This window comes from Larsenimonas rhizosphaerae (genome assembly GCF_026240105.1).
In the GTDB taxonomy this organism is placed as follows: Bacteria; Pseudomonadota; Gammaproteobacteria; order Pseudomonadales; family Halomonadaceae; genus Larsenimonas; species Larsenimonas rhizosphaerae.
In genome coordinates, this window is the sequence record NZ_JAPIVE010000001.1 from 35,346 (window position 1) to 58,580 (window position 23,235).

20 protein-coding genes are annotated in these 23,235 nt (G+C 60.6%); 12 read left to right on the forward strand and 8 right to left on the reverse strand.

Annotation, left to right across the window (positions count from 1 at the left end):
- Positions 1 to 90 precede the first annotated feature (90 nt).
- Positions 91 to 972 carry a LysR family transcriptional regulator gene (locus tag OQ287_RS00155; protein WP_265895174.1) on the forward strand — a complete coding sequence of 294 codons (882 nt, stop codon included), beginning with the start codon at positions 91 to 93 and terminating at the stop codon, positions 970 to 972.
- Here OQ287_RS00155 and OQ287_RS00160 read toward each other — a convergent pair.
- Together OQ287_RS00160 and OQ287_RS00165 are read right to left on the reverse strand one after the other, a co-directional pair.
- Positions 936 to 1,766, reverse strand: coding sequence for a M90 family metallopeptidase (locus OQ287_RS00160; RefSeq protein WP_265895175.1), 831 nt, complete (start codon positions 1,764 to 1,766; stop codon positions 936 to 938). The two genes, OQ287_RS00155 and OQ287_RS00160, sit on opposite strands and share 37 nt — an antisense overlap.
- Positions 1,767 to 1,788: 22 nt before the next feature.
- On the reverse strand, positions 1,789 to 3,333 hold the full coding sequence (locus tag OQ287_RS00165; protein WP_250935787.1) for a carbon-nitrogen hydrolase family protein: 1,545 nt from the start codon (positions 3,331 to 3,333) through the stop codon (positions 1,789 to 1,791).
- A 225-nt stretch (positions 3,334 to 3,558) separates the two neighbouring features.
- Here OQ287_RS00165 and OQ287_RS00170 point away from each other — a divergent pair, with 225 nt between their 5' ends.
- Both OQ287_RS00170 and OQ287_RS00175 read left to right on the forward strand, forming a co-directional pair.
- A complete protein-coding gene (locus OQ287_RS00170; RefSeq protein ID WP_265895176.1) occupies positions 3,559 to 4,947 on the forward strand; it encodes a Na+/H+ antiporter family protein in 1,389 nt (462 codons plus the stop codon).
- Between the two features lie 108 nt (positions 4,948 to 5,055).
- A complete protein-coding gene (locus OQ287_RS00175) occupies positions 5,056 to 5,784 on the forward strand; it encodes a glutathione S-transferase N-terminal domain-containing protein (protein ID WP_250935792.1) in 729 nt (242 codons plus the stop codon).
- Here the strand turns inward: OQ287_RS00175 and OQ287_RS00180 are convergent.
- Positions 5,769 to 6,731 carry an alpha/beta hydrolase gene (locus OQ287_RS00180; RefSeq protein WP_265895178.1) on the reverse strand — a complete coding sequence of 321 codons (963 nt, stop codon included), beginning with the start codon at positions 6,729 to 6,731 and terminating at the stop codon, positions 5,769 to 5,771. The two genes, OQ287_RS00175 and OQ287_RS00180, sit on opposite strands and share 16 nt — an antisense overlap.
- A gap of 154 nt (positions 6,732 to 6,885) precedes the next feature.
- On the reverse strand, positions 6,886 to 7,356 hold the full coding sequence (locus tag OQ287_RS00185; protein ID WP_265895179.1) for an RDD family protein: 471 nt from the start codon (positions 7,354 to 7,356) through the stop codon (positions 6,886 to 6,888).
- Between the two features lie 351 nt (positions 7,357 to 7,707).
- Between OQ287_RS00185 and modA the strand changes: the two genes are divergently transcribed.
- From modA to OQ287_RS00210, 5 genes are read left to right on the forward strand one after another with little or no spacing between them, the layout of a single operon-like run.
- Entirely contained in the window at positions 7,708 to 8,496 is a 789-nt protein-coding gene (modA, locus tag OQ287_RS00190; protein ID WP_265895180.1) for a molybdate ABC transporter substrate-binding protein, read from the forward strand.
- Positions 8,497 to 8,505: 9 nt separating this feature from the next.
- Complete coding sequence (gene modB, locus OQ287_RS00195; protein WP_250935799.1) at positions 8,506 to 9,198, forward strand: molybdate ABC transporter permease subunit; 693 nt, start codon at positions 8,506 to 8,508, stop codon at positions 9,196 to 9,198.
- Positions 9,191 to 10,264: a molybdenum ABC transporter ATP-binding protein gene (gene modC, locus OQ287_RS00200; RefSeq protein ID WP_265895181.1), complete on the forward strand. Its 1,074-nt coding sequence runs from the start codon at positions 9,191 to 9,193 to the stop codon at positions 10,262 to 10,264. The genes modB and modC overlap by 8 nt, the downstream gene beginning before the upstream one ends.
- Before the next feature lie 50 nt (positions 10,265 to 10,314).
- Complete coding sequence (locus tag OQ287_RS00205; protein WP_265895182.1) at positions 10,315 to 10,812, forward strand: hypothetical protein; 498 nt, start codon at positions 10,315 to 10,317, stop codon at positions 10,810 to 10,812.
- Between the two features lie 19 nt (positions 10,813 to 10,831).
- A complete protein-coding gene (locus OQ287_RS00210; protein ID WP_250935802.1) occupies positions 10,832 to 11,089 on the forward strand; it encodes a YciI family protein in 258 nt (85 codons plus the stop codon).
- A 16-nt stretch (positions 11,090 to 11,105) separates the two neighbouring features.
- Here OQ287_RS00210 and OQ287_RS00215 read toward each other — a convergent pair whose 3' ends face one another.
- Positions 11,106 to 12,077, reverse strand: a complete 972-nt coding sequence (locus tag OQ287_RS00215; RefSeq protein ID WP_265895183.1) for an alpha/beta fold hydrolase — start codon at positions 12,075 to 12,077, stop codon at positions 11,106 to 11,108.
- Between the two features lie 86 nt (positions 12,078 to 12,163).
- Between OQ287_RS00215 and OQ287_RS00220 the strand changes: the two genes are divergently transcribed.
- Positions 12,164 to 12,685, forward strand: a complete 522-nt coding sequence (locus tag OQ287_RS00220; RefSeq protein WP_250935804.1) for a GNAT family N-acetyltransferase — start codon at positions 12,164 to 12,166, stop codon at positions 12,683 to 12,685.
- Here the strand turns inward: OQ287_RS00220 and cra are convergent.
- Entirely contained in the window at positions 12,673 to 13,659 is a 987-nt protein-coding gene (gene cra / locus OQ287_RS00225; RefSeq protein ID WP_265895881.1) for a catabolite repressor/activator, read from the reverse strand. The genes OQ287_RS00220 and cra overlap by 13 nt on opposite strands.
- Positions 13,660 to 13,830: 171 nt before the next feature.
- On the opposite strand from cra, the gene ptsP reads away from it, so the two are divergent.
- Genes ptsP through OQ287_RS00240 form a run of 3 tightly spaced genes read left to right on the forward strand, consistent with a single transcriptional unit; the run spans position 13,831 to position 19,421 of the window.
- Positions 13,831 to 16,680, forward strand: coding sequence for a phosphoenolpyruvate--protein phosphotransferase (ptsP, locus tag OQ287_RS00230; protein WP_265895184.1), 2,850 nt, complete (start codon positions 13,831 to 13,833; stop codon positions 16,678 to 16,680).
- Positions 16,681 to 17,646 (forward strand): 1-phosphofructokinase, encoded by a 966-nt coding sequence (gene pfkB / locus OQ287_RS00235; RefSeq protein WP_265895185.1) that lies wholly within the window; start codon positions 16,681 to 16,683, stop codon positions 17,644 to 17,646.
- Entirely contained in the window at positions 17,643 to 19,421 is a 1,779-nt protein-coding gene (locus tag OQ287_RS00240) for a PTS fructose-like transporter subunit IIB (RefSeq protein WP_250935808.1), read from the forward strand. Before pfkB ends, OQ287_RS00240 begins: the two co-directional genes overlap by 4 nt.
- A gap of 175 nt (positions 19,422 to 19,596) precedes the next feature.
- On the opposite strand, the gene betT is transcribed toward OQ287_RS00240, so the two are convergent.
- Positions 19,597 to 21,669, reverse strand: coding sequence for a choline BCCT transporter BetT (betT, locus tag OQ287_RS00245; RefSeq protein WP_250935810.1), 2,073 nt, complete (start codon positions 21,667 to 21,669; stop codon positions 19,597 to 19,599).
- A 445-nt stretch (positions 21,670 to 22,114) separates the two neighbouring features.
- Positions 22,115 to 23,128 carry an NAD(P)H-dependent flavin oxidoreductase gene (locus tag OQ287_RS00250; RefSeq protein WP_250935812.1) on the reverse strand — a complete coding sequence of 338 codons (1,014 nt, stop codon included), beginning with the start codon at positions 23,126 to 23,128 and terminating at the stop codon, positions 22,115 to 22,117.
- Positions 23,129 to 23,235: the final 107 nt, after the last annotated feature.

Here is a 23,235-nt window from a genome sequence, read left to right on the forward strand (position 1 = left end):
TCATGATACGGTGCCTGATGCAAAACGTCATGGCTGTGATGGCTGTTTTTCCGGAGAGTTCCCCTTGACCGACGCAGGAGTGCCCTGAATTTGCTTCCTCCCCTGGCCTGGCTACAGGCATTTGAAGCGGCGGCTCGGCTGATGAGTTTTACTGCTGCCGGTGATGAATTATGTGTGTCCCAATCAGCGATCAGCCAGCGTATCAGATTACTTGAAGACCGGCTGGGCGAGCCATTGTTTGTACGTCATGCCAGTGGACTTGATCTGACGGATGCGGGACTTGCCTGGCTGCCCTGCGTGCAGGCTGGCTTTCAGCGGTTGCGTGAGGGCACCGCCGAGGTATTTGGTGAGCCGAACAACGTCCCCCTTACCATCAGGGCTACTCCGTTGGTGCAGCGCTACTGGTTGGCTCCGTTGCTGGCCGGTTGGCTGTCACAGGAAGGCATTGTCTCGCCGGTGCGTATTGTCACGGCCATTCAGGCGCAGGACTTCGAGGCATCCGGGGTCGACCTTGAAATTCGTTATGGCAATGGCCAATGGCCCGGTCTGAGAGCGCATGCGCTGGGCATTGATGAACTGATACCTGTATGCACGCCGTTATTGGCTCAGAGGCTTGATCACGACCCCACCGGGCTTGCCCATCACACACTGATTCATGTGGCCGGTTTTGATACGGGCTGGCCGGCCTGGCTGACTGGAGCAAAGGTTCGAGGTGTGCTTGAAACCAGTCGACGTCTGGGCTGTGACCATCAGGCCATGGCGCTTGATCTTGCCCGTCATGGCGCCGGCATCGCGCTTACACATACTCGCTGGCTTGATCAGCTGGCCCCCGAGCTGGTTGCACCCTTTTCAGTACGGGTCCGCGCGCAGCAGGGGTTCTGGCTGACGCGCATGGCCGGCCGTGCTCCTGCACCCATGGTGGACAGGCTTTGGGGCTATCTTGAAGCCGGCTGTGACGGGCGTGCGTTGTAACCGTCTGCGCCGGGGTGCTGGGTTGTCCGTTTCTGGCCCGGATCCTGCCTGAAGTACTCCACCAGCAGTGCATGAAGCTCCGGATAGGTAGCTTTCAATCGGCCTGGTGCCGTAAAGAAGTATTCACAGCATACGGCCAGACATTCAGCCGGATCGGTGGCGGCGTATTCGTTGATGGGCGTGGGGGCGCCGCGTGCGACATGGTCGGTTAGATCCTGCCAGACCCGTGTAAAGGTGGCATGCCATCGGCGTGAGCTGATGTCACCATGAAGTGGAGGGAAGCCGTTGGCTACGCCATCGTTTTGCATGTCGAGCTTGTGGATGAACTCATGAATGATCACATTGACGCCGGCATGATGGCGGTCAGCCTGCATGTCGTTCATCGAGAGAACCACCGGGCCACGGGAGGACGTCTCACCGATCCGTTCGTCATCATGCTCATGAATAACGCCGGCAGTATCCGTTTCAACCAGATGTCGTCTGAAGGCATCGGGCACCACGACAATATCGTGGACGTCAGGCCAGCGTGCCTGGCTGTCAGGCCAGTACAGCGTGATCAGCTCGATATGGGCAGCCACACTCAGCTGATCTTCCAGTGTCCAGGTGAGTGGTTCGGGAAAGTGAAAGGCCAGGTGATGAAGCCGCTGCCAGCCACGCATCATCAGGCGCTGACGTGCAGCAGCGTCAAGGCAGGAGGTCACCGGCAGGCGAGACAGAACGTCCCGCCAGGCCGCTTCCGGCAATGGATGGCGCTTCAGAAATCGTTTCCGTTGCCAGGCGGCCAGCCACTGCATGTTGCCTCCCTCGCTGATGGGCTCAGCTGGATTTCCAGGACCAGTCGCGCCAGCGCAGGTCGAATAGATCCTTGCGGCGATCCTTCAGGTTGGTTACCGAGCCTTCGCTGCGTACGATCTTGAGGCGCTTGAGGTCAAGGTCCGAGAACATGACCATTTCGGTATTGGGCGTGGTTTCCGACAGTACCGCATCGTGAGGGAACGAGAAGTCCGACGGTGAAAATACCGCTGACTGGGCATACTGGATGTCCAGGTTCTCGATCGATGGCACGTTGCCGACACTGCCACAGACCACGACATAACACTCGTTTTCGATCGCCCGCGCCTGAGCGCAGTGGCGTACCCGCAGGTAGCTGTTCTTGGTATCGGTCCAGAACGGTACAAACAGGATATCCATGTCCTGCTCGGCGAGCAGGCGCGGCAATTCGGGGAATTCGACGTCGTAGCAGATCAGGATGCCTACCCGGCCGGCATCGGTCTCGAAGACCTGCAGCTGATCACCGCCATCGACCACCCAGTCACGGCGCTCCTGCGGTGTAATGTGCAGCTTGGCCTGTTTTTCGATTTCGCCATCCCGGTGACAGAGGTAGGAGACGTTGTAGAGTCTGCCGTCCTCGCCGTGCTCAACCATCGAGCCGGCCACGATGTTGATGTTGTAGGACACCGCCATGCGCGAGATTTCAGTCTTGAAGCGCTCGGTGAAGCCGGCCAGAAACTGGATGGCTTCGACCTGGTTGGTCTGATCCGTCAGTCCCATCAGTGGCGTATTGAACAGCTCCGGCAGTACAGCGAAATCACTTTGGTAGTCGGCAATGGCGTCCACATAGAATTCGACCTGCTGGAGCACCTGTTCCACCGAGGCAAACTCACGCATCTGCCACTGAACCGCACCGACACGTACCTGACTCTTGCGGGACTGCAGCACGCGTTCGGCGGGTTCAAACAGGATGTTGTTCCACTCAAGCAGGGTGGCATACCCCATCGACCGTTCGTCTTCCGGCAGATACTTGCGCAGCAACCGCTTGACCAGGAAGTCGTTGGCCAGCTGGAACGACAGGATCGGGTCGTGAATTTCCTTGCGGGAGACCTTGTCCAGATACTCGGTCGGTGACAGGTCATTGGCATGCAGGTAGTAATTGGGAATACGCCCGCCGGCCAGAATGGCGCGCAGATTCATGGAGCGGCACAGATCCTTGCGCGCTTCATAAAGGCGTCGTCCGAGGCGATAGCCACGGTAGGCCGGGTCGATCAGGACATCCAGCCCGTACAGGGCGTCACCTTCCTTGTTGTGCAGAATGACTTCGCGCGTACCGATCAGGTCATCGTACTTGTGCGGGTTGGAGAACGTGTCGTAATCCACCAGCACCGTCAGGGCGACCCCGATAATGCGATCGCCATCCTTGATGGCCAGCTGGCCGTCAGGGAATTCACTGATCAGCTTGTCGATGGTTTCCCTGGGCCAGGCGCCGCCGATGTCGTTGTAGACGGCATCCATCAGCACTTTCAGGCCGTTGTAATCCTCGGAGCTCAGGTTACAGAGATTAAGATGGAGGTCCTCGATGGACATTCAGCTTTCCTTGATGATTGAAGAGGGTGCCCGAAGGCAACGTTGCCCCAAGGATAGCGAATCCTTTGCATCCTCGCAGCGCTATCCTTGCAAGGCATGGCTGTCAGCAGGTGTTTCGCTCCGGGGTGAGGGGCTTCCGTGTATGTGATAGAGTGCGCGCGGCCCTGAAAACGGGCATCACCGGCCCGCGATGGGCCTGGATTCACTCACTTTTTCGGAATATCGATGAACGCCATTGTCCTCTCGATTCTGGTCATGGTGGCGCTGAGCCTGGCCCGCGTCTCCGTGGTATTTGCTTTGGTTGTGGCTGCTCTGGTCGGAGGGCTTTACAGCGGGATGTCGCTGGGCGATATCCTGGATGCGTTCAACAGCGGGCTGGGTGGAGGAGCGCAGGTCGCGCTGTCTTATGCAACGCTCGGTGCCTTTGCCGTGGCCCTGTCCCGCTCCGGGCTGACCGAAGCCATTGCCCGCCGGTTGATTGGCCGTTTGCAGGGCCAGAGCCACGACAGCGTGCGTCATTCCCGTGCCGGCCGCACCGTGAAATGGTCAATGATCGGCGTACTGCTGGTGGCTGCGGTCTGCTCTCAGAACGTGATCCCGGTGCATATTGCCTTCATCCCCATCCTGGTGCCGCCATTGCTGATGGCGATGAACCGTCTGAAGCTTGATCGCCGGCTGGTGGCCTGCGTCATTACCTTCGGCGTCACGGCGCCTTACATGCTGCTGCCGGTCGGTTTCGGTGCCATCTTTCTCAACGATATTCTGTTGTCGAACCTCAATAATGCCGGTCAGGCGCTGGGGCTCGAGTTGACCGCAGACATGGTGCCGAAGGCGATGGCTCTGCCGATCAGCGGCATGCTGGTCGGACTTCTTGTTGCGGTATTCGTGAGTTACCGAAAGCCACGGGAATACACCATGCAGTCGGTGGGCGTCGGGCATGTTGCCTCGCGTGACGATGTGGTCAGCGAGCGTGAGCGTCGCGATCTGGCGCCGCTCAAGCCCTGGCAGTATGGGGTGCTGGGGCTGGCCATCGTGGCGGCCCTGTCGACGCAGCTGCTGACCGATTCCATGGTGCTCGGTGGTCTGCTCGGGTTCGCCATCCTGTCGGTCAGTGGTGTATTTCGCTGGCGTGAGCAGGATGATGTGGTTACCGAAGGTATGCGCCTGATGACCCTGATCGGGTTCATCATGATTACCGCAGCCGGCTTTGCCAGCGTCATGCAGGCCACCGGCGAAATCAATACGCTGGTTGAAAGCTCGCGCTCGTTGATCGGCAACAGTCAGATGCTGGCCGCGCTGGTGATGCTGGTGGTTGGTCTGTTCATTACCATGGGCATTGGTTCTTCATTTTCTACGATCCCGATCATCGCCTCCATCTATGTACCCCTGGCGGTTGATTTCGGGTTCTCTCCGCTGGCGACCATCGCTCTGGTAGGTACGGCAGCGGCGCTGGGCGATGCCGGCTCACCGGCCTCGGACTCTACCCTGGGTCCTACCTCCGGCCTCAATGCCGATGGCCAGCATGATCATATCTGGGATTCGGTCGTTCCGACGTTTCTTCACTACAACATCCCGCTTCTGCTGTTCGGGTGGGTCGCTGCAATGATTCTTTAGTCGTCACGCCAGACGGGTCGGGACGCGGCTGGTTGCGCGTCCTGATCGTTGGGGCCAGGCTATGGGGCTTGCACGACTCACACTTTGCATGACCTCAAGGAGCCTGCCATGCCACGCCGACTTTATGAATTATGTGGTGCTGATGAACGTCTGCGCTTTTCTCCCTTCTGCTGGCGCGTCATCATGGCCCTGGTGCACAAGCAGCTGCCGTTCGAGAGTGTGCCCTGGCATTTCTGCGAAAAGGACGCACTGGCGTTTTCAGGCCAGGAGCCGCCCCAGGCACGCAAGGTGCCGGTGCTGGAGGATGAGGATGGGACGGTGGTCAGTGACAGTCTCGAAATCATGAAATACCTGGATCGCACCTATCCTGAACACCCGTTGATCGGCACCGGTCAGGCCCGGGCCCGCCTTGATTTCATTCGACACTGGAGTGAAACCCAGCTGGCGCCTGCCATCATGACCTGCGTGATTGCCGACGTGCATGATGTGCTGACGCCAGAGGATCAGGCCTATTTCCGTGAAAGCCGTGAGGCGAGGCTGGGAAACCGGCTGGAAGAGGTGCAGGACCTGGAGGCCGGCAAGGAAAGGTTGCACCAGGCGTTGTCACCGCTGCGCGCACTGCTGGCAGACAGCCCCTTTATCGATGGAGAAGGGCCGGGCGCCGGTGATTATCTGGCATTCGGCATGCTGATGTGGGGTCACATTACCGGCCGGCATGTGTTGCTTGATGAGGATGACACGGTGCAGGCCTGGTTCGAGCGTCTGCTGGCGCGAGCGGACAAGGCGGGCATCGAGCATGTTCGTGCCGCTGATATCAATGGCTATGTGACAGGCTGAACCGCCGGGCGTGCGGCCGGGGCATCAAGTCCGGCTGCACGTGCCATGGCCCTGTGCAGGGAGTGAGTGAACATCGGGCCATGGCTCAGGCCGGCAACATGCTCTACCTCAACAGACAGGGCGGGGTCCTGCTGCTCCAGCAGGGCGGCCAGCTCATCAATACTGATGCGCTGGTCCTGCTTTGCCGGGCGCATATGCCGTGGTCGTTCCCGGCCTTCCTCTTCACCACGCAGTAGCCACAGCGCGGGAATACAGCCTGCCGGGGCACTGAACTGACGTGCCATGCCGGCCAGTTGATTCCCGTTCCAGCCCAGACTCGGGCTTGCCGCGATGAAATGGCTCATGAGCCATGGGCGTGTCATCATCGTATAGAGCACACACAGGCCGCCATAGGAATGGCCCCAGAAATAGCGGTTCATGCTGTTGATTGGCACGGCCCGCTCGATCATGGGCAGCCAGGTGCCGACCAGCGTGGCAATAAAGGTTTCAACGCCGCCACTGGGCCGGCCATGGCTTTGGAAAATACCCTGCTGTGGCAGTGAGGGGGTGTAATCTTCCTGGCGTGCTCGTACGTCGAACCGCTTGTCGGTGGCATACCCCAGATAAACAATGACCGGCGGCGTGGCGGCGGCCATGCGGTTCAACAACCATGCTGGCGTATCATCCAGCGCAGCGTTGCCATCGAGCAGATAAATGATGGGGTGGCCTTCCGGTGGCGGTGCCCGGCGTGGGGTGGCGATCCAGAAACTGTAGTGCCGCTGCATGTCAGTGCTGTCAACCTGCAGGCGGTCGAAGTGATAGTCGGGGTGACCCCGGTCGGCAATGCTTGGGTAGATGGAGCGTTCCAGGTCCGGCCCGGCCCAGGCTGGAAGGCAGGTACTGCCCAGTGCCAGGCTCAGCCAGCCCATGACGCGGCGGCGGCTGAGCTGCGATGAAAAATCAGACATGAACCACCCTGATGAAACCATGAGCGGGCAGTATCGCATTGTTTGCAGGCGTTGATAACGATTGTTGTTTTCCCTTGATGGCGCGCACCTGTCCTGGTATTCGGTATGCGTTCACGCCCCTTGTTGCAGGCTGGGAGCCTTGTGTCCGACAGGGTCAGGGCACCTCTCGAGGGCCGTTCGCACTCTGGTATTCACTCACCACACAGCGGGCGATGCGGTCATGAAGTGCCTGCTTTCGCCGGGTGAAGGCCGCCATGATGAAGCCCGCCATCAACAGGGCAGACAGATATTTCGAGAAGTGACGTATCGTTGCCTGACCAAATCCCGGGCGCGTGCCATCAAGGCGGCTGACCCGGAGCTTCATCAATGTCTTTCCGGCGGTTGCCTGACGGGATGATGCTTCCGAACAGGAGTAATAAAGCCAGGTCACTACCAGACCAGCCAACGGCAGAAGATACGATCTGTTCATGATGGCCTCGACCATCCAGCTCTCGAGCGCCGTGGCCTCCCACAGCACCAGAGGGGCGATCAGCAACATCATCGACACTACTTGGAACGCCCCCAGCAGCAGACAGATATCAATAAGCAGTGCCGCAGTTCGCTTGAGAAAGCCGGCATATATCATGGCAGAATCTTCCTGTGCAGTGAGGAGGCGACCCCTGGTCATTGGGGCTGCCGGTGTGCGGTCGCCAGTAGCATGCGGTGCAGGTCGTTTTGTATCAAGGTGCTACCAGTTCTTTTCCTTACCCCTGCATGTGGCCGGCGCGACATGAAGACAGTCTCGATACGTTCATCATCAATGTCCGGGGTGACACGGTAATGGCGGCTTAAAGCCCCTGGTCGTCATTGATGCTTCAGGTCTTTCAGCCGGGTATACATGTGTCGTGTGCCACGTTGCTTGTGTTTTGCTGATGGTGTCATAAGGTAGATGACTGTCTGATAGCCAGGCAGGTTACATTTCAATCAGGACAATCATATGTTTCGGGCAGGTTTTCTCGCGGTGGCTGCAGGGCTTGTGGCTGGCATGGGGCTGGCGGGCGTGGCACAGGCCGGTAACACCGTCCATGTCTATGCGGCGGCGTCACTCACCGATGCCATGAACGCGCTGGTCAGCCAGTATGAAAAAAGTCATCCCGACGTGGATGTTGTTCCGGTATATGCCTCATCTTCGACGGTGGCGCGCCAGATCGCCAACGGGGCGCCGGCGCAGATCTACGTGTCGGCCAATGAACAGTGGATGGACTGGCTTGGGCAGCAGGACATGACACTGACCGATCGACGGGATCTCTTGCGCAACAGCCTGGTACTGATTGCACCACAGGCTTCCACGCTTGATGACGTGACGCCGGATGCAGCGCATCCGCTGGTCGATTACCTGCAGCCGGGCGAGCGTATTTCAGTGGGTGATCCGGATCATGTTCCGGCCGGTATCTATGCACGACAGGCCCTTCAGACGGAAGGGCAATGGGATACGCTCAAGCCCAGACTTGCTCGAGCAAGCGATGTCCGTGCTGCGCTGGCGCTGGTCGAGCGGGGTGAAACGCCGCTGGGTATCGTGTATGCCACCGACGCCATGGCCAGCAGCAGGGTACGTCTTTTAGGAACCTTCCCGGCGGATTCCCATCCGGCCATTACGTACCCGATGGCCGAAATCGGCACACCCGATGCCACGACCGAGGCATTTTACCAGTGGTTGCAGGGCGACGCGGCGGGGCAGGTGCTTGCCGATTACGGGTTCAGTCCGGCGGGTGACGATGACCGGTAATGTCATGGCATGCTGACGCCTCTTGAATGGGAAGCCCTTGCCCTGAGCCTCAAGGTCGCGGGCACGGCGGTGGCGGCCAGTCTGATTCCCGGTATCGTGCTGGCCTGGGTACTGGCGCGCTACGAGTTTGTTGGCAAGGGGCTGGTGGATGGGCTGGTTCATCTGCCGCTGGTGCTGCCGCCGGTGGTGGTGGGGTATCTGCTATTGCTGTCCTTTGGCCGTCAGGGGGTGCTGGGGCAGTGGCTGGCCACGTTCGGCATTACCCTGCCCTTTACCTGGCAAGGGGCGGCACTGGCCGGTGGCGTGATGGCCTTTCCACTGCTGGTACGGGCCGTGCGTCTGTCGTTCGAGGCGATTGATCCCCGGCTTGAAGCTGCTGCACGGACGCTGGGAGCTACGCGAGGACGCGTTTTCCTGACCATTACACTGCCATTGGCGCTGCCGGGCCTGCTGGCCGGCATGACGCTGGCCTTTGCCCGGGCCCTGAGCGAGTTCGGAGCGACCATTACCTTTGCAGCCAATATTCCCGGCGAAACACGCACGCTGCCGCTGGCGCTTTACAGCCTGATTCAGTCGCCCGGTAGTGACGCTGCAGCGGCCCGGTTGTGTGTTATCTCCATTGGGGTGGCGATGGTCTCTCTGCTGGCCTCCGAGGGGCTGGCACGTCGTACGCGCCGGCGCATGGGAGGGCGTGATGTTTGAGCTGTCGCTTTCTCATGAGCAGGGTGCGTTTCGTCTCGATGTGGATCTTGCCCTGAACGGCAGGGGCGTGACGGCGCTGTTTGGCCCTTCCGGCAGCGGCAAGACCACGCTTTTAAGGCTGATGGCCGGGCTGGATCGCCCCGACACCGGTCGGATCGTGCTGGATGGCCAGGTGCTGGTGGATACCCGCGTCGGCCTTTTCGTGCCGGTACACCGACGCCGGCTCGGAGTGGTGTTTCAGGAGGCGCGACTATTCCCGCACTACAGTGTGCGCGGAAACCTGTGCTACGGCATGCCTGCCCGTGACGAACCGGCCCTGCAGCGGATGGCCCGGCTACTTGGTATCGAGCCTCTTCTGGACCGTATGCCGGGACGCCTGTCAGGGGGGGAGGCGCGCCGGGTAGCGATCGGGCGTGCCCTGCTGACCAGGCCACGCCTGCTATTGCTGGATGAGCCACTGACCGGTCTGGATGGGGACCGCAAGCAGGAGCTGCTTGGCTATCTGGCCGCGCTGGTACGTGATATTGAAATTCCGGTGATCTTTGTAAGCCACGACCCGCAGGAACTGCTGGCCGTGGCCGATGATCTGGTGCTGATGCAGCACGGGCAGGTCAGGGCCAGTGGCCCGCTGGATACCCTGCTGGCACGGCCTGAGCTGATGCCGTTTCTCGGAGGATTCGATGTCAGCGCCATGCTCAGGGTCGTATGTCATCGTGTGGACCCTGACCGTCATCTGAATGAGCTGCGTCTGGCTGATGGTCAGCGCCTTGAGGTACCGGCGTTGAACGTGTCACCGGGAGCGGTGCTCAAGATTCAGATTCGTGCCCGGGATGTTGCTCTGGCGCTTACCCCCCCGGAGCAGACCAGTATTCGCAACGTGCTTGGCTGTCGGGTTACCGGACTCCACCACACATCTACGCCCGGGGTTACCCTGGTGGCACTGGCCGTGGGTGGGCAGGTACTGAGGGCTCTGATTTCCACGGCCTCCTGTGAAGCGCTGGCGCTTCGGGAGGGGCAGAAGGTGCTGGCCCTTGTGCGTGCAGTCAGCCTGGCGCGACCGGCCTGATCTCGGCAGACGACATATAATCGACAGAATATGGCAGCAGGAGAAATGCAATGGCACTGTGTCTGCCGGTGACTCGGCTTGATGAGGAGCTGTGCGATGAGCTGGCCGCGCTGGCCCGGGCGGCAGCCGAGAACCACGCCGGGCCTTTTGATGCGACCTGGCAGGCATCACAGGGCTGGGTGCGACAGGTGATGCCGGCTCTGGGGCAGGGACGGGCGCTCTGGTGTGCCCGGGATCAGGGGCGGCTGGTCGGCTGCGTACAGCTGGTGCGTGATGACGTGCCGGGAAATCGTCATCGTGGCTGGGTCGAGGCATTGCTCGAGGCGCCGGAGAAGGAGGGCGCTATCGCCGGTCAGCTGCTGGCCATGCTTGAACTCTTTGCCGGCTTCGATGGCTGTCAGCTGCTGATGTGCCTGGCACCGTCAGTCACCCTTGAGAAGATGCTGGACGGACGGCAGTGGCAGTGTGTCGGGAAACTGCCGGGCTATCACATACCGCTTCACGGGCCTGCAGAGCCCGCGGGGCTTTATTATAAATCACTTGTTTGATCACCTGAGGATGAAGAACATGGCCACCTTTCTGGTAGTACTGTCTCGTGACACTGACGTCAGTGACGACATGATCACGGCACACCGCGCCTTCCTGGCTGATCTTCGTGCTGAAAAGCGGCTGGGACTGGCCGGACCGTTCAAGGATGTTCGTGGTGGCGCCTATATTCTGGAGGCCGAGACGCTGAGTATGGCGCAGGAAGAGGCTGCGCGTGACCCACTGATCAGCGAGGGCATTGCTCAGGCCACCGTGCATGAATGGGCAGCCCACGCGTAGGCATGGGCTGGCGGTTTTACGGGGAGGTGGCAGGTACCTCTGAAGCGGGTACTGCCTCATCAAGCCATCGCCGGGTGTCGTCCAGACATTGTGGGTGGCAGCCCAGCATCGGCACATGCCCGGTGCGCGGGTACATGATCAACGTGGGGTTGTTCAGCTTGCGCTCGAACGCATAGGCATGGGCGGTGGGGATCAGCCCATCGCAATCGCCACTGATGATCAGCACCGGGCAGGTGATGGCCGTGAAGTCGGTGTCATCGGCCTTCGGGCTGCCTTCCCAGTGTTTTGCCAGCGACAGCAGGGTTTCCCGGTGCCCCGGCCCGTGCAGCATATCCTGATAACGCCGAATCATGTCCTCGCTCGGCGCATCAGGGCTGAAGGTGGCCTTCATGCCTTCCTCGATGAAACGATCGCCGTTGGCGTAGCGCAGGATGGTGCGTCCTACCGCGTTGCCGGCAAAGTTCATGAAGGATTGTGCCGTACGCGCCTGGCGGCGCTGGTCGGTCCAGCCTGCAGCGGCCACCAGGCCGAGTGCCGTGACCCTGTTCGGGTGAGTCAGTGTATAAAGCCAGCTGATCCAGCCTCCCATGGAATGGCCGATCAGAGTGAAGGGCGCCTCTGTCAGCTGGTTTAGGGTCTGATGGACCACTTCGACATGGTGGGGGATGTCAGCCTGCCAGCGCGGCGCAGCCGTACTCAAGCCATGGCCGGGCAGGTCCAGCACGATAACGCGGTACTGCTCTGCAAGTACCGGTCTCCAGGTTTCCCATACCGCGTTATCCATGGTCAGTCCATGGATCAGAACAATGACTGGTGCATCGTCGGGGCCCGAAATCAGATAATGCACCCGGTTGCCGTCCGGCAGGGACGCGTAACGAGAATCCGGGTGGCCATACCGCCTGACAAGCGTGTCCTGATCAATGTCCGAGGTCTTGATCAAGGGATTGTTGTCAAACAGTGCTGTCAGCTTGTCGCTAAACCCTGTCATCGCTCATCCTTGTTGTAGAGAAACTGTCGCCGGGTACATCTCCGGGGCTATAGCGTAGTATGGCAGGTATTTACGGGAGACAAACCATGACATGGGAACACGGTCGATGTTCAGGCCTTACCCTTCGGCCGACCACGGCCGAGGACCGTGACGCCGTACTGGCCATTCTTTTGCCGATTCTGGCCACGGGTGAGACCTATGCATTGCCTCGCGACATGACCGACGACGAGGCCTGGCACTACTGGTTCACACTGGCGGAAGGCTGCTGGGTCGCAGAACAGGAAGGCACGGTGGTGGGCTGTTACTACCTCAGGTCCAATGCCCGGGGAGGCGGTGATCACGTCTGTAACTGCGGGTATATCGTGGCCCCCGAGGCGCGAGGTCAGGGCGTGGCGGCCACATTGTGCCAACACTCGCTGAAGCAGGCCCGGTCACATGGGTTTCGGGCCATGCAGTTCAACTGCGTGGTATCGACCAATGAAGGCGCCGTCAGGCTCTGGCAGCGCCATGGTTTCGACATCGTAGGCCGGTTGCCGGGTGCCTTTCACCATCCGGGTCACGGGTATGTCGATGCACTGGTGATGTACCAGGACCTTCAGGCGCCCTGATCCCGGCGCTTCAGCGTACGCTCGACCACATTAAGGCCCGGGGTGTATTCCCCGGCAATGGCACGAAAGGCGCAGTCCAGCGTCAGCTCGGCAATGCGGTCATGGTGCTGGGGCAACGAATTGACCGGCAGGGGCAGAAAGTCGAGCAGTCGGTCATCGCCAAAGGTGGCAATGCGAATATCCGGGACCTGGTCGTGGGACAGCAGTACATCCAGGGCGCCATCAAGCAGCGTATATGACGCGGTAATCAGCGCATCCGGCAGGCCGTCCTGGTTCAGTATGCGCTCCATCAGCTGCGCGCCGATGTGCCGGTTGTAGTGCTCACCGCTTCTTTCATTGATGTGGCAGACGCCCTTCGGCAGAGCCCGGCGAAAGCCGGCTCGGCGCGAGGCGCTGATGGAAAGCTCCGGCACCGCATCAAGCCATGCCACATGACGGGTATCGGGCGTCAGCACCGAGCGGGTGAGTTGTTCGGCGGCCGACCCGTTATTGCTGACCACGCATACAAAGTGCTCCGGGTCGAGGGCGCGATCCACTGCAATGACCGGCATGTCCTGATCCATCAGTTCGTGGTAGAAGCGATCATCCGGCGCCAGGCTCGAGGCCACGATCAAGGCGTCACAGCGCCTGGCCTTGAGTGAGCGGGCCAGCTCCCTTTCCGTATCCGGCGTGTCATTGGAGCCTACAATCAGCAACTGGTAGTGGGCGTCCCGTGCCCCCTGTTCCAGCCGCTTGGCCAGTCGGGCGTAACTGGCGTTTTCCAGGTCCGGGAGAATAAATCCCAGCGTTCTGCTTGCGCCCCGGCGCAGGGCAGCTGCCTGGGCATCCACGCGATACTGGTGAATGTCTACAATATCCATCACCCGGCGTACCGTTTCCTCACTGATACGGTATTGGCGTGACTTGCCGTTAACCACGTAACTGGCGGTGGTTCGGGAGACGCCGGCAAGCCGGGCGATTTCGGCCAGGGTCATGGATTTCATGGGCCGCCCTCGACGTTCAGGATGAAAAGGAATCATAAACCGTGATCGTGCGCCCAAAGTTGCACAGTCGACCACTTGATTTGGTAGCTGAAACGTTTCAGCATGGCTACCATAGCACAGTGAAACGATTCAGCTACCGTTTTCCCCATTAGAGATTCAGCCATGCTAACGCTTACTCAAGACGCCGTATCGCTGGGACGCACCGCGACCGACTGGCGCGATGCGCTTACCCAGGCGGGCCAGTCCCTGGTGGATGCCGGCCTTGCGGAAGAAGGCTACCGCGATGCCCTGTTTGATCGTGAAAATCAGTCATCGACGTATCTGGGCAATGGCATTGCCATTCCCCATGGCACCCAGGACAGTCGTCAGTATGTCAAAAAGACCGGTGTTCGCCTGCTTCAGTTCCCAGGCGGCGTGGACTGGCATGACGGTGCCCGCGTCACATTGATCATCACCATTGCGGCCCAGTCCGACGAGCACCTGGACATTCTTCGAAGCCTGACACATGTGCTTGACCGGGATGGCGTAGCTGATCAGCTTTCCAGCGCCTCCAGTCCCGAAGCCGTCATCAACCTGCTGTCGAAGGAACCGGCATTGCCCACCCGACTGGACCAGGACACGCTGCTGGTCGGCCTGCCGGCCCGTGATCGTCTGGAGCTTGCCACCGCGGCCGCTGCGCGGCTGCGTCAGATCGGATGTGTCGATGAGCTGTTTGTGGCCGACATCCTTGATCAGACGCCGGTGGCGCTGGGTCAGAAACTGTGGCTGGTGCGATCGCGCCATGGGGTCAAACAGCCTGCACTGGGATTTGCCACCAGCCAGCCACCGCTGTCCGATACCGCGGGTGTCTTCTGTCTGGCAGAGCACGGTGACGGCCACGTGCCTTTGATGGAACGATTGATCGGCCTGCTGGAAGACGGCAAGGGTGAGGAGCTTGCCCGCGTCAGTCCGCAGCAGATTCTGGCGCGGCTGTCAGGCGAAAGCTCTGATGCCGAAACGGCCAAGGTACGCGTACGCAACGCCCATGGCCTTCATGCTCGTCCGGCCAAGCAACTGGTACAGGTGGCGCGTGAACAGGGCATCGAGATCAAGGTGCGCCTGATGGAAGGCGACGCCAATGCCGTATCCGCTACCAGCCTGACCAAGGTGATCGGTCTGGGCGCGCGTCGTGGTCAGATGCTGGTGTTCTCTGCCCGTGGCGCGACTGCTGCAGCGGCACTGGACACCGTCGTTGAAGCCGTGCGTGGCGGTCTGGGGGAAGTGGTTACCCCGCTGGATGATACGTCGGCAGCTCGGCCATCGCGTAACAAGACCCGCTATACCCCGGTAGAGCCGCCGGCGCCTGATACGGCCTTGGCGGCCGTGGCCGCCTCGCCGGGCATGGCGATTGCGCCGGTATTCGTCATGCGGCTGCCGGACTTCAAGTATGAAGAGCACTCCAGTGATGCCGCCGGTGAGCGTGAGCGCCTGAGCACTGCCATCGATCAGGCCCACCGTCAGCTTGAGTCCCTGATAGATCATGCCGGTGGGGAGGTCGCGGAAATCCTTTCCATGCATGAGGAAATGGTGCAGGACCCGGAGCTCAAGGAAGCCGGCTTTGAAGCCATCGGTGAAGGGCTGTCGGCAGAAGCGGGCTGGTGGAAGGCCATCGATACTTCTGCCCGGGCGCAGGAAGCCCTTGCAGACAGGCTGCTTGCCGAGCGCGCGGCCGATCTTCGAGACGTCGGACGTCGTGTACTCGGACTGCTGTGCGGCGTGGAACTGCCGGAGCCGCCGGCTCATCCCTATATTCTGGTCATGGAAGACGTGGGCCCCTCGGATGTGGCTCAGCTCGATACCAGCAAGGTCAAGGGACTGCTGACGGCCAAGGGGGGGGCGACCTCCCACAGTGCCATCCTGGCACGTGCGCTGGGTATTCCGGCCGTGGTTGGCGCCGGTGATACCGTGCTGGCGCTTGCAAATGGTCAGGACATGATTCTGGATGGTGAGCGTGGTCGGGTTATTCCCCAGCCCAGCCAGGAACGTCGGGACCGGGCGGAGTTGTCCATCCGGGAGCGTGATCAGCGTGAGCGCAAGGCGTATGACGCCCGTTTCGAAAGCGCGGTCACCACGGACAGCCATCGGATTGAAGTCTGCGCCAACCTGGGCAACACCGCTCATGCCAAGGATGCTGTCGAGCGTGGCGCCGAAGGCGTCGGCCTGTTGCGTACCGAGTTCATTTTCATGGCCCATCCGGACGCGCCGGATCTGGACACCCAGATCAGCGAATACCGCGAAGCCTTTGATGCGCTGGGCCATGACCGGCCGCTGGTTGCCCGTACGCTGGATGTGGGCGGTGACAAGCCGCTGGATTACTGGCCGATCCCGCAGGAAGACAACCCCTTCCTGGGGCTGCGCGGCATCCGCCTGGCGCTGACGCGCCCCGAGGTGCTTGAAACCCAGATTCGTGCGCTGCTGACGGCTGCGGATGATCGACCGCTGCGCATCATGTTCCCGATGGTCAAGGACGTGGCTGAGTTCCATGCAGCGAAGGCGATCGTTGATCGGGTTCAGCAGGACATCAAGGCGCCGGACGTACAGGTCGGCGTCATGATCGAGATTCCGTCCTGCGCCATTCTGGCCCCGACGCTTGCAAAACATGTCGATTTCTTCTCCATCGGCACCAATGACCTGACCCAGTACACCCTGGCGATCGACCGCGGCCATTCCCAGCTGTCCGCCCAGGCAGACGGCCTGCATCCGGCCGTGCTGCACCTGATCAAGATGACCGTGGACGCTGCGCATGCAGAAGGGCGCTGGGTTGGTGTCTGTGGCGAACTCGCCTCTGATGCTCAGGCGGTGCCCGTGCTGGTCGGGCTGGGCGTGGACGAACTGTCCGTGGCGGCCCGCCAGGTCCCGATGGTCAAGGCACGCATTCGTGAGTTGTCGATGGCGGATTCAACGCAACTGGCCGAACGTATCCTGATGCTGCCGACGGCAGCGGACGTCCGTGACGCGCTGGAGGACATGTAAATGGCCAGGGTGATTGCCATTTCACTCAATCCGGCACTGGATCTGTCGATTCAGCTGGATGCCGTACGACCGGGGGAGGTCAACCGCAGCGAGTCATCCCGGATGGACGCCGCCGGCAAGGGCAATAACGTGGCGCGCGTGCTGCGCGCGCTGGGGCATGATGTGCTCGTCACCGGCTTTCTGGGCGAAGACAATCAGGGCGCATTCGAACGGGCCTTTGCTGCCTGGGGCGTCGAAGATGCCTTTGTACGGGTGCCGGGCGAGACGCGAGTCAACGTCAAGCTGTCCGAGGCAGATGGCCGGGTAACGGATATCAACGGTCCTGGTGCTCAGGTCGGTGAGACGTATCTTGCGGCCCTTGAAGCCGTGCTGGCCGACCATGCCGGTCGGGCATCGGCGGTCGTGATGGCCGGCAGCCTGCCGCCTGGCGTCTCGCCCGAGCGGTTCGAGCAGCTGGTTCGCTTTATCGGTACGCTTGAGGTGCCCGTCTGGCTTGATACCAGCGGTGCGGCCCTCAAGGCCGGGTTTGCGGCGGTACCCTTTGCAGTCAAACCCAATGACGTGGAACTGGGCGAATGGCTCGGGGCACCCGTCAATGGCCGGGAGGCGGTCGTCGAAGCAGCACGGCGGCTCAATGAGACCGGCATCCACAACGTCTTTGTATCACTGGGCGGCGACGGTATGGTGCTGTCGACGCCGGCGGGCGTCTGGTCTGCCCGGCCGCCAGCGGTTGAGGTCGTCAGTACGGTCTGTGCCGGTGATACCCTGGTGGCTGCGGCACTGCATGGTGAACTGATGCAGTGGCCCGTGGAGGAGACGCTGCGGTTTGCCACGGCGCTTTCGGCTGACGCCGTGCGCCACGTAGGCGTGGGTGATATCCACGCCACCGATCTTGAAACACTGAAAACACAATGTGTTCTACAACAGCTGACCGATGGTCGGCCCGCAGGGGAGTGGCGTGTATGAAAGCCATTATCATCACGGCCTGCCCAAGTGGCATGGCAACGACGTTTTTGGCCGCTCGACGGCTTGAGCTTGCAGCTTCCCGACGTGGGTGGGAGGTTGTGGTGGATAACCAGAGCGATCTGGGTCAGTCGCAAACAGCCAGTGACGACCAGGTGCGCGATGCGGACCTGATCGTGGTGGCTGCGGGACGGGCGATCGATCTATCGCGTTTCAGCGGCAAGCCGCTTTACAAGGGCGCGATTGAAGATGCGCTGCCGAACCCGGATGCCTTTCTGGCCATGGCCCAGGAAAAGGCCGCACCCTGGTCTGGCAGTGCTTCCGAGCCTGCTGAACAGGCCACCGGCGCAGCCGCGCCGGCGCCTGCCGCCGATGGTGGAAAGAAGCATATCGTGGCAGTTACTGCATGCCCGACCGGGGTGGCGCATACCTTCATGGCTGCTGAAGCCCTGAGCGCTGCCGGCAAGGCCCAGGGGCACCACATACGTGTGGAAACCCAAGGCTCGGTAGGGGCTCAGGACAAGCTGACGCCGGAGGAAATCGCTCAGGCCGATGTGGTTATTCTGGCCTGTGACATTGAAGTAGACCCGACGCGCTTTGAAGGCAAGCCGATTTATCGCACCTCGACCGGCAGTGCCCTGAAAAAATCAAAGCAGACCATTGAAACGGCGTTGGCCGAGGCTCGTGTCGAGCAGGCAGGCAGCTCTGCCGGCAGTAGCGGTGGCGGTAGTGTCAAGGAAAAGGGCATCTACAAGCACCTGCTGACCGGGGTGTCCTTCATGCTGCCGATGGTGGTGGCAGGTGGCCTGTGTATCGCGCTGTCCTTTGTGTTCGGGATCAAGGCCTTCGAAGAGGAAGGAACTCTGGCAGCGGCCCTGATGCAGATTGGTGGCGGCAGTGCCTTCAAGCTGATGGTGCCGGTACTGGCAGGTTACATTGCCTACTCGATTGCCGACCGACCCGGCATTGCCCCCGGCATGATCGGTGGCTGGCTGGCAGCCAGCCTGGGTGCGGGATTCATTGGCGGTATTCTGGCAGGGTTTCTGGCCGGGTATGCGGCGATGGCGGTTACCCGCTACGTCAAGCTGCCGGCCAGTGTTGAATCACTCAAGCCGATTCTGATTATTCCCCTGCTGGCGAGCCTCTTTACCGGTCTGGTGATGATTTATGTCGTGGGTACGCCGGTAGCTGCCATCATGACCGCACTGACCGACTTCCTGAAGTCGATGGGGACGGGTAATGCGGTTCTGCTGGGTCTGCTGCTTGGCGGGATGATGTGTGTGGACATGGGGGGCCCGGTCAACAAGGCTGCCTATACCTTTGGCGTTGGTCTGCTGTCTTCTGAAACCTATGGCCCGATGGCTGCCATCATGGCTGGTGGCATGGTACCGGCGATCGGCATGGGTATTGCCAGCATGCTTGCAAAGCGCAAGTTCGCTCAGGCAGAGCAGGAAGCCGGCAAGGCCTCGTTCGTACTCGGCCTGTGCTTTATCAGTGAGGGGGCCATTCCCTTTGCTGCCAAGGATCCGCTACGGGTTATCCCCATCTGCATCATCGGCGGCGCAGTCACGGGCGCCATGTCCATGTTCTTCAAGATTACCCTGATGGCGCCACATGGTGGGCTCTTTGTGCTGTTGATTCCCAATGCGGTCAATCATGCACTGCTGTATCTGCTGTCCATCGCGGCAGGCTCGCTGATCGTGGGCGTGCTGTATGCACTGCTCAAGCCGGCACCGGCTCCGGAAGCCAGTCTTGAAGGCGAGACCAGCGCCGGGTAATTACGATGGCTTTCTACATCTCTCTGTTATATCTCTCTTTTCAGGCGCTGCAAGGCGCCTTTTTTATGGGCGACGTGGCAGGCCGATGTGTAAAAGGTGGCCCTGTCGGACGAGCAGACACGAAAAGGCCGACCCGCAGGGGTCGGCCAAAGGGATACCGGTCAGATCGGCCGGGTTACTCGGGCAGCTCCGGGCTGTCCGGTATGGTGGCCGAGCTGCCGGGTGCTTCACGGCTCATGTGCAGGAAGTTCATGTGGCGCTCGTATTGGTCGAGGATATCCTCGATAACCTGATCGCGGGTATAGCCCATCAGGTCGTACCCCTGACTGCCTTCCAGCAGATAAACCTCCAGCCGGTAATATTGATCATATTCCCGGTGTGCGAAGGCAGGTGTCTCGAAGCTTCGTGCCCAGATCTGATAGGTGAAGTTCTGTTCATCATCCAGCATCACATTCAGTGCCAGATGAGGAATGTCTTCCTCGCCATGAATCAGCTCGGCTCTGGCGCCCTGCTTGTTAAGCTCCTCACAGACCTCTTCCATGGCGGGCAGGCAGATGTCCTGCTGGAAGGCCTTGATCTGCTCGACGGTCGGGAAGTCCATGGAGCGGCTCAGGCGTTTGCGCCAGTCCAGGGCCGCGCCGTGCTCACCGGTACTGGTACGGCTTGAGAGTTGCCCGGAAAGGCTGGCCATCTTGCTGTCCTCGCGGAAGCTTTCCATCCGCAGCGACTTGTAGAGGCCTGCTATCACAAAGAACATCACGAACGAGAAGGGCAGGCCCATGACGACCACCATGCTTTGCAGGGCGGACACGCCATCGGTCAGCAGCAGGGCAAAGGTCAGCAGGCCGATCACGACAGACCAGAAGATACGCAGCCAGGTCGGTGCGTCATGGTTGGGGTCCGGAATGATGGATGTGAAGTTACCCAGTACCAGCGCGCCGGAATCGGCAGAGGTGACATAAAACAGCATGCCCAAAAGGGTGGCCAGACCTGCAGTCCAGGTAATGCCCGGGTATTGGCTCAGCAGGGCATACAGCCCCTGTTCAGGGTTGTTCATTGCCAGCTGGCCGAAGTCGGCATTACCGCTCAGGATCATCTCGATGGCGCTGTTACCGAAGATCGAGATCCACAGTAGGGTAAATACAAACGGAATGGTCAGGGTGCCGATCACAAACTCGCGGATGGTACGACCGCGTGAAATGCGCGCCAGAAACAGGCCGACAAACGGAGCCCAGGCAACCCACCATGCCCAGAAGAACAGGGTCCACCAGTTCAGCCATTCGGACGTATCAGCGGCGGTATCAGGGTTGTTGAGGCGAAAGGCGAACGTGTCCATGGTCATGCTGGTGAATCGGCTGATGTAATCGCCAACGTTCTGTACCAGCGCATTGAGCAGGAAGATGGTCTTGCCTTCTACCAGTACAAAGGCCAGCAGGGCCAGGGCCAGCAGCACGTTGAATTCCGACAGGCGACGAATGCCCTTGTCGACGCCGGCGACCACGGAGATGGTAGCGAGCACGATGGAGACAAGAATCAGCGCGCCCTGAATGGCAATGCTGCCTGGAATATCAAACAGGAAGGTCAGGCCATAGTTCAGCTGCACCACGCCGATGCCCAGGCTGGTCGCGATACCGAACACGGTGCCGATGACTGCTGCGATATCCACGCTATGGCCGATGACACCTTCGACCCTTTTCCCGAACAGCGGATAAAGCGCGCTGCGGATGGTCAGGGGCAGGTTATAGCGATAGCTGAAATAAGCCAGTGCCATGCCCATCAGGGCATACATGCCCCAGCCGGTAATGCCGTAGTGGAACATGGCCCAGACCGTAGCCTGACGAGCAGCTTCCATGCTGCCGCCGTCAGTGGTCGGTGGGGCGAGAAACTGGGTAACCGGTTCGGCCACACAGAAAAACAGCAGATCGATCCCGATGCCTGCGGCAAACAGCATGGAGGCCCAGGACATCAGGCTGAATTCGGGGCGAGAGTGCTTGGGGCCGAGTCGAATATTCCCGAAGCGTGAGCAGGCAACAAAAATGACGAAGGCAAGGTACAGCGTGCCTGCCAGCATGTAGTACCAGCCAAAGGTGTTGGATATCCACCCCAGCATGGTGAAGATGATTTCCTGTGCCTGGGTGGTATAGAACATGGCCCAGAAGGCAAAGATCACGATAAAAAAGGCCGAACCAAAAAAAACGGTCGGATTCAGTCTTGCCCTGGGTGTATTTTCCGTTTCATGCGATGTCATGAACGATCCTCTTCGAGTTATTGGAATCCGCCGTGAGTCGGCGGTACCTGTCCGCATTACACGGTGCAGGCGCACTTCATTTTCCTGCCCCGTGACGGGAGCCATGAATGAACGTGCGAAACGGGTCATGCTGAGTAAGCCAGTCAGTCATGTTGCCTTCTGACCGGCGTGACCGAATAGCGTCATGCTATAACTTTTTTTATTGATCGATCGTTCAATTAAAATACAGGGATTGGTCTTCGCCTTCAACAGCCCCGCCACGATTGATGCGGCATGCGTATTGGCACTTCGTCTAACGGCGGGAACATGGCGGAAATTGAGCCAACGGCCTGCGACGATGTCCACGCCTGGCTTGAAGGCCCGTGCCGGGGCCCGCTCGGACGGTTTAACCTGCCAGTCATTACGGGGGATAATGATGTGAGCGCGAAGAAGGCCGTTTGCCGACTCAACGACACAGCGAAGCCAGCAGGCTGGCGGCCGAGCCGGTCGAGATGTGGTGAACCCGGCTGCCGGCCCACAGGTTCTTCCACTCGATATGTTCCGTCTGGTGGCGCAGGGGTGCCGTCAGCAGGGCCTGCCAGGGCCAGGGGGCAATGTCGCGTGGTGCTCGTGGGCTCATCCATGCATTGCGAAGGCCTCGGGCCAGGCGACCGGATGCTGCCATGGTGACCTCGGTGGCGTCCTGGCCTGCATCTTCCAGAGCGCATCGCCAGCCATACGGCGTGCCGGCTTCATCGGCCAGCAGAAAGGCCGTGCCGCACTGTGCACCGTCAGCGCCGTGCTGTCGCGCACGGCGAACATCCAGCGCGCTCATCAGGCCGCCGGCAGCAATCAGAGGTTGGGTGATGTGCGGACGGCAGGCCCGCAACAGGGCGTTCAGGGGCTGACCCTGGCCATGAGGGTTATGGCTGCCGCAGTGGCCTCCGGCTTCCTCGCCCTGCAGGACAATGGCATCGACGCCGCTGTGTGCCAGGCCATTGGCTTCAAACACGCTGGTGGCCGTGCCGACAAGCGCGATGTTTCGAGCCCGACACGCCTTTATATGACGCTGATCGAGAATGCCGAAGGTAAAGGAGAATATGGCCGGCTGTACGGCCAGCATGGCCTCGAACTGGTCTTCAAACGCAGGCAGGTCGTCGAGCTGCTCCGGCATGGGTACGCCGGCGGCAGCGTAGCACGGTTTAAGCGCCAGGCGAGCCCTGTCCATGTCGCAGCCATGTTGCGCGTCCCGTGGGGGAATGAACAAATTCAGTGCGAACGGCGCCGAGGTGCAGGCGCGAACGTGCTGTGTCTGTTCGATAATGTCGGCAGGGGTCATGTAGCCTGCGGCAAGACTGCCGACGGCCCCCTGGCGGGCAATGGCCGCCACCAGTTCCGGAGTGGTTATCCCTTCGGACATGGGCGCCTGAATGATGGCGTGTCTGAATTCGAGATCGGCTATGAAAAGCGGTGCGGCCATGCAGACCTCCCTGACAGCGTGAAGACGCCCTGTGAGGGGCCGTGCCCCGAACAGTTCATAGCAGTGTAGAAAACAGGTGGGAAGTTGCCAGCCCATCAAGCATGGGC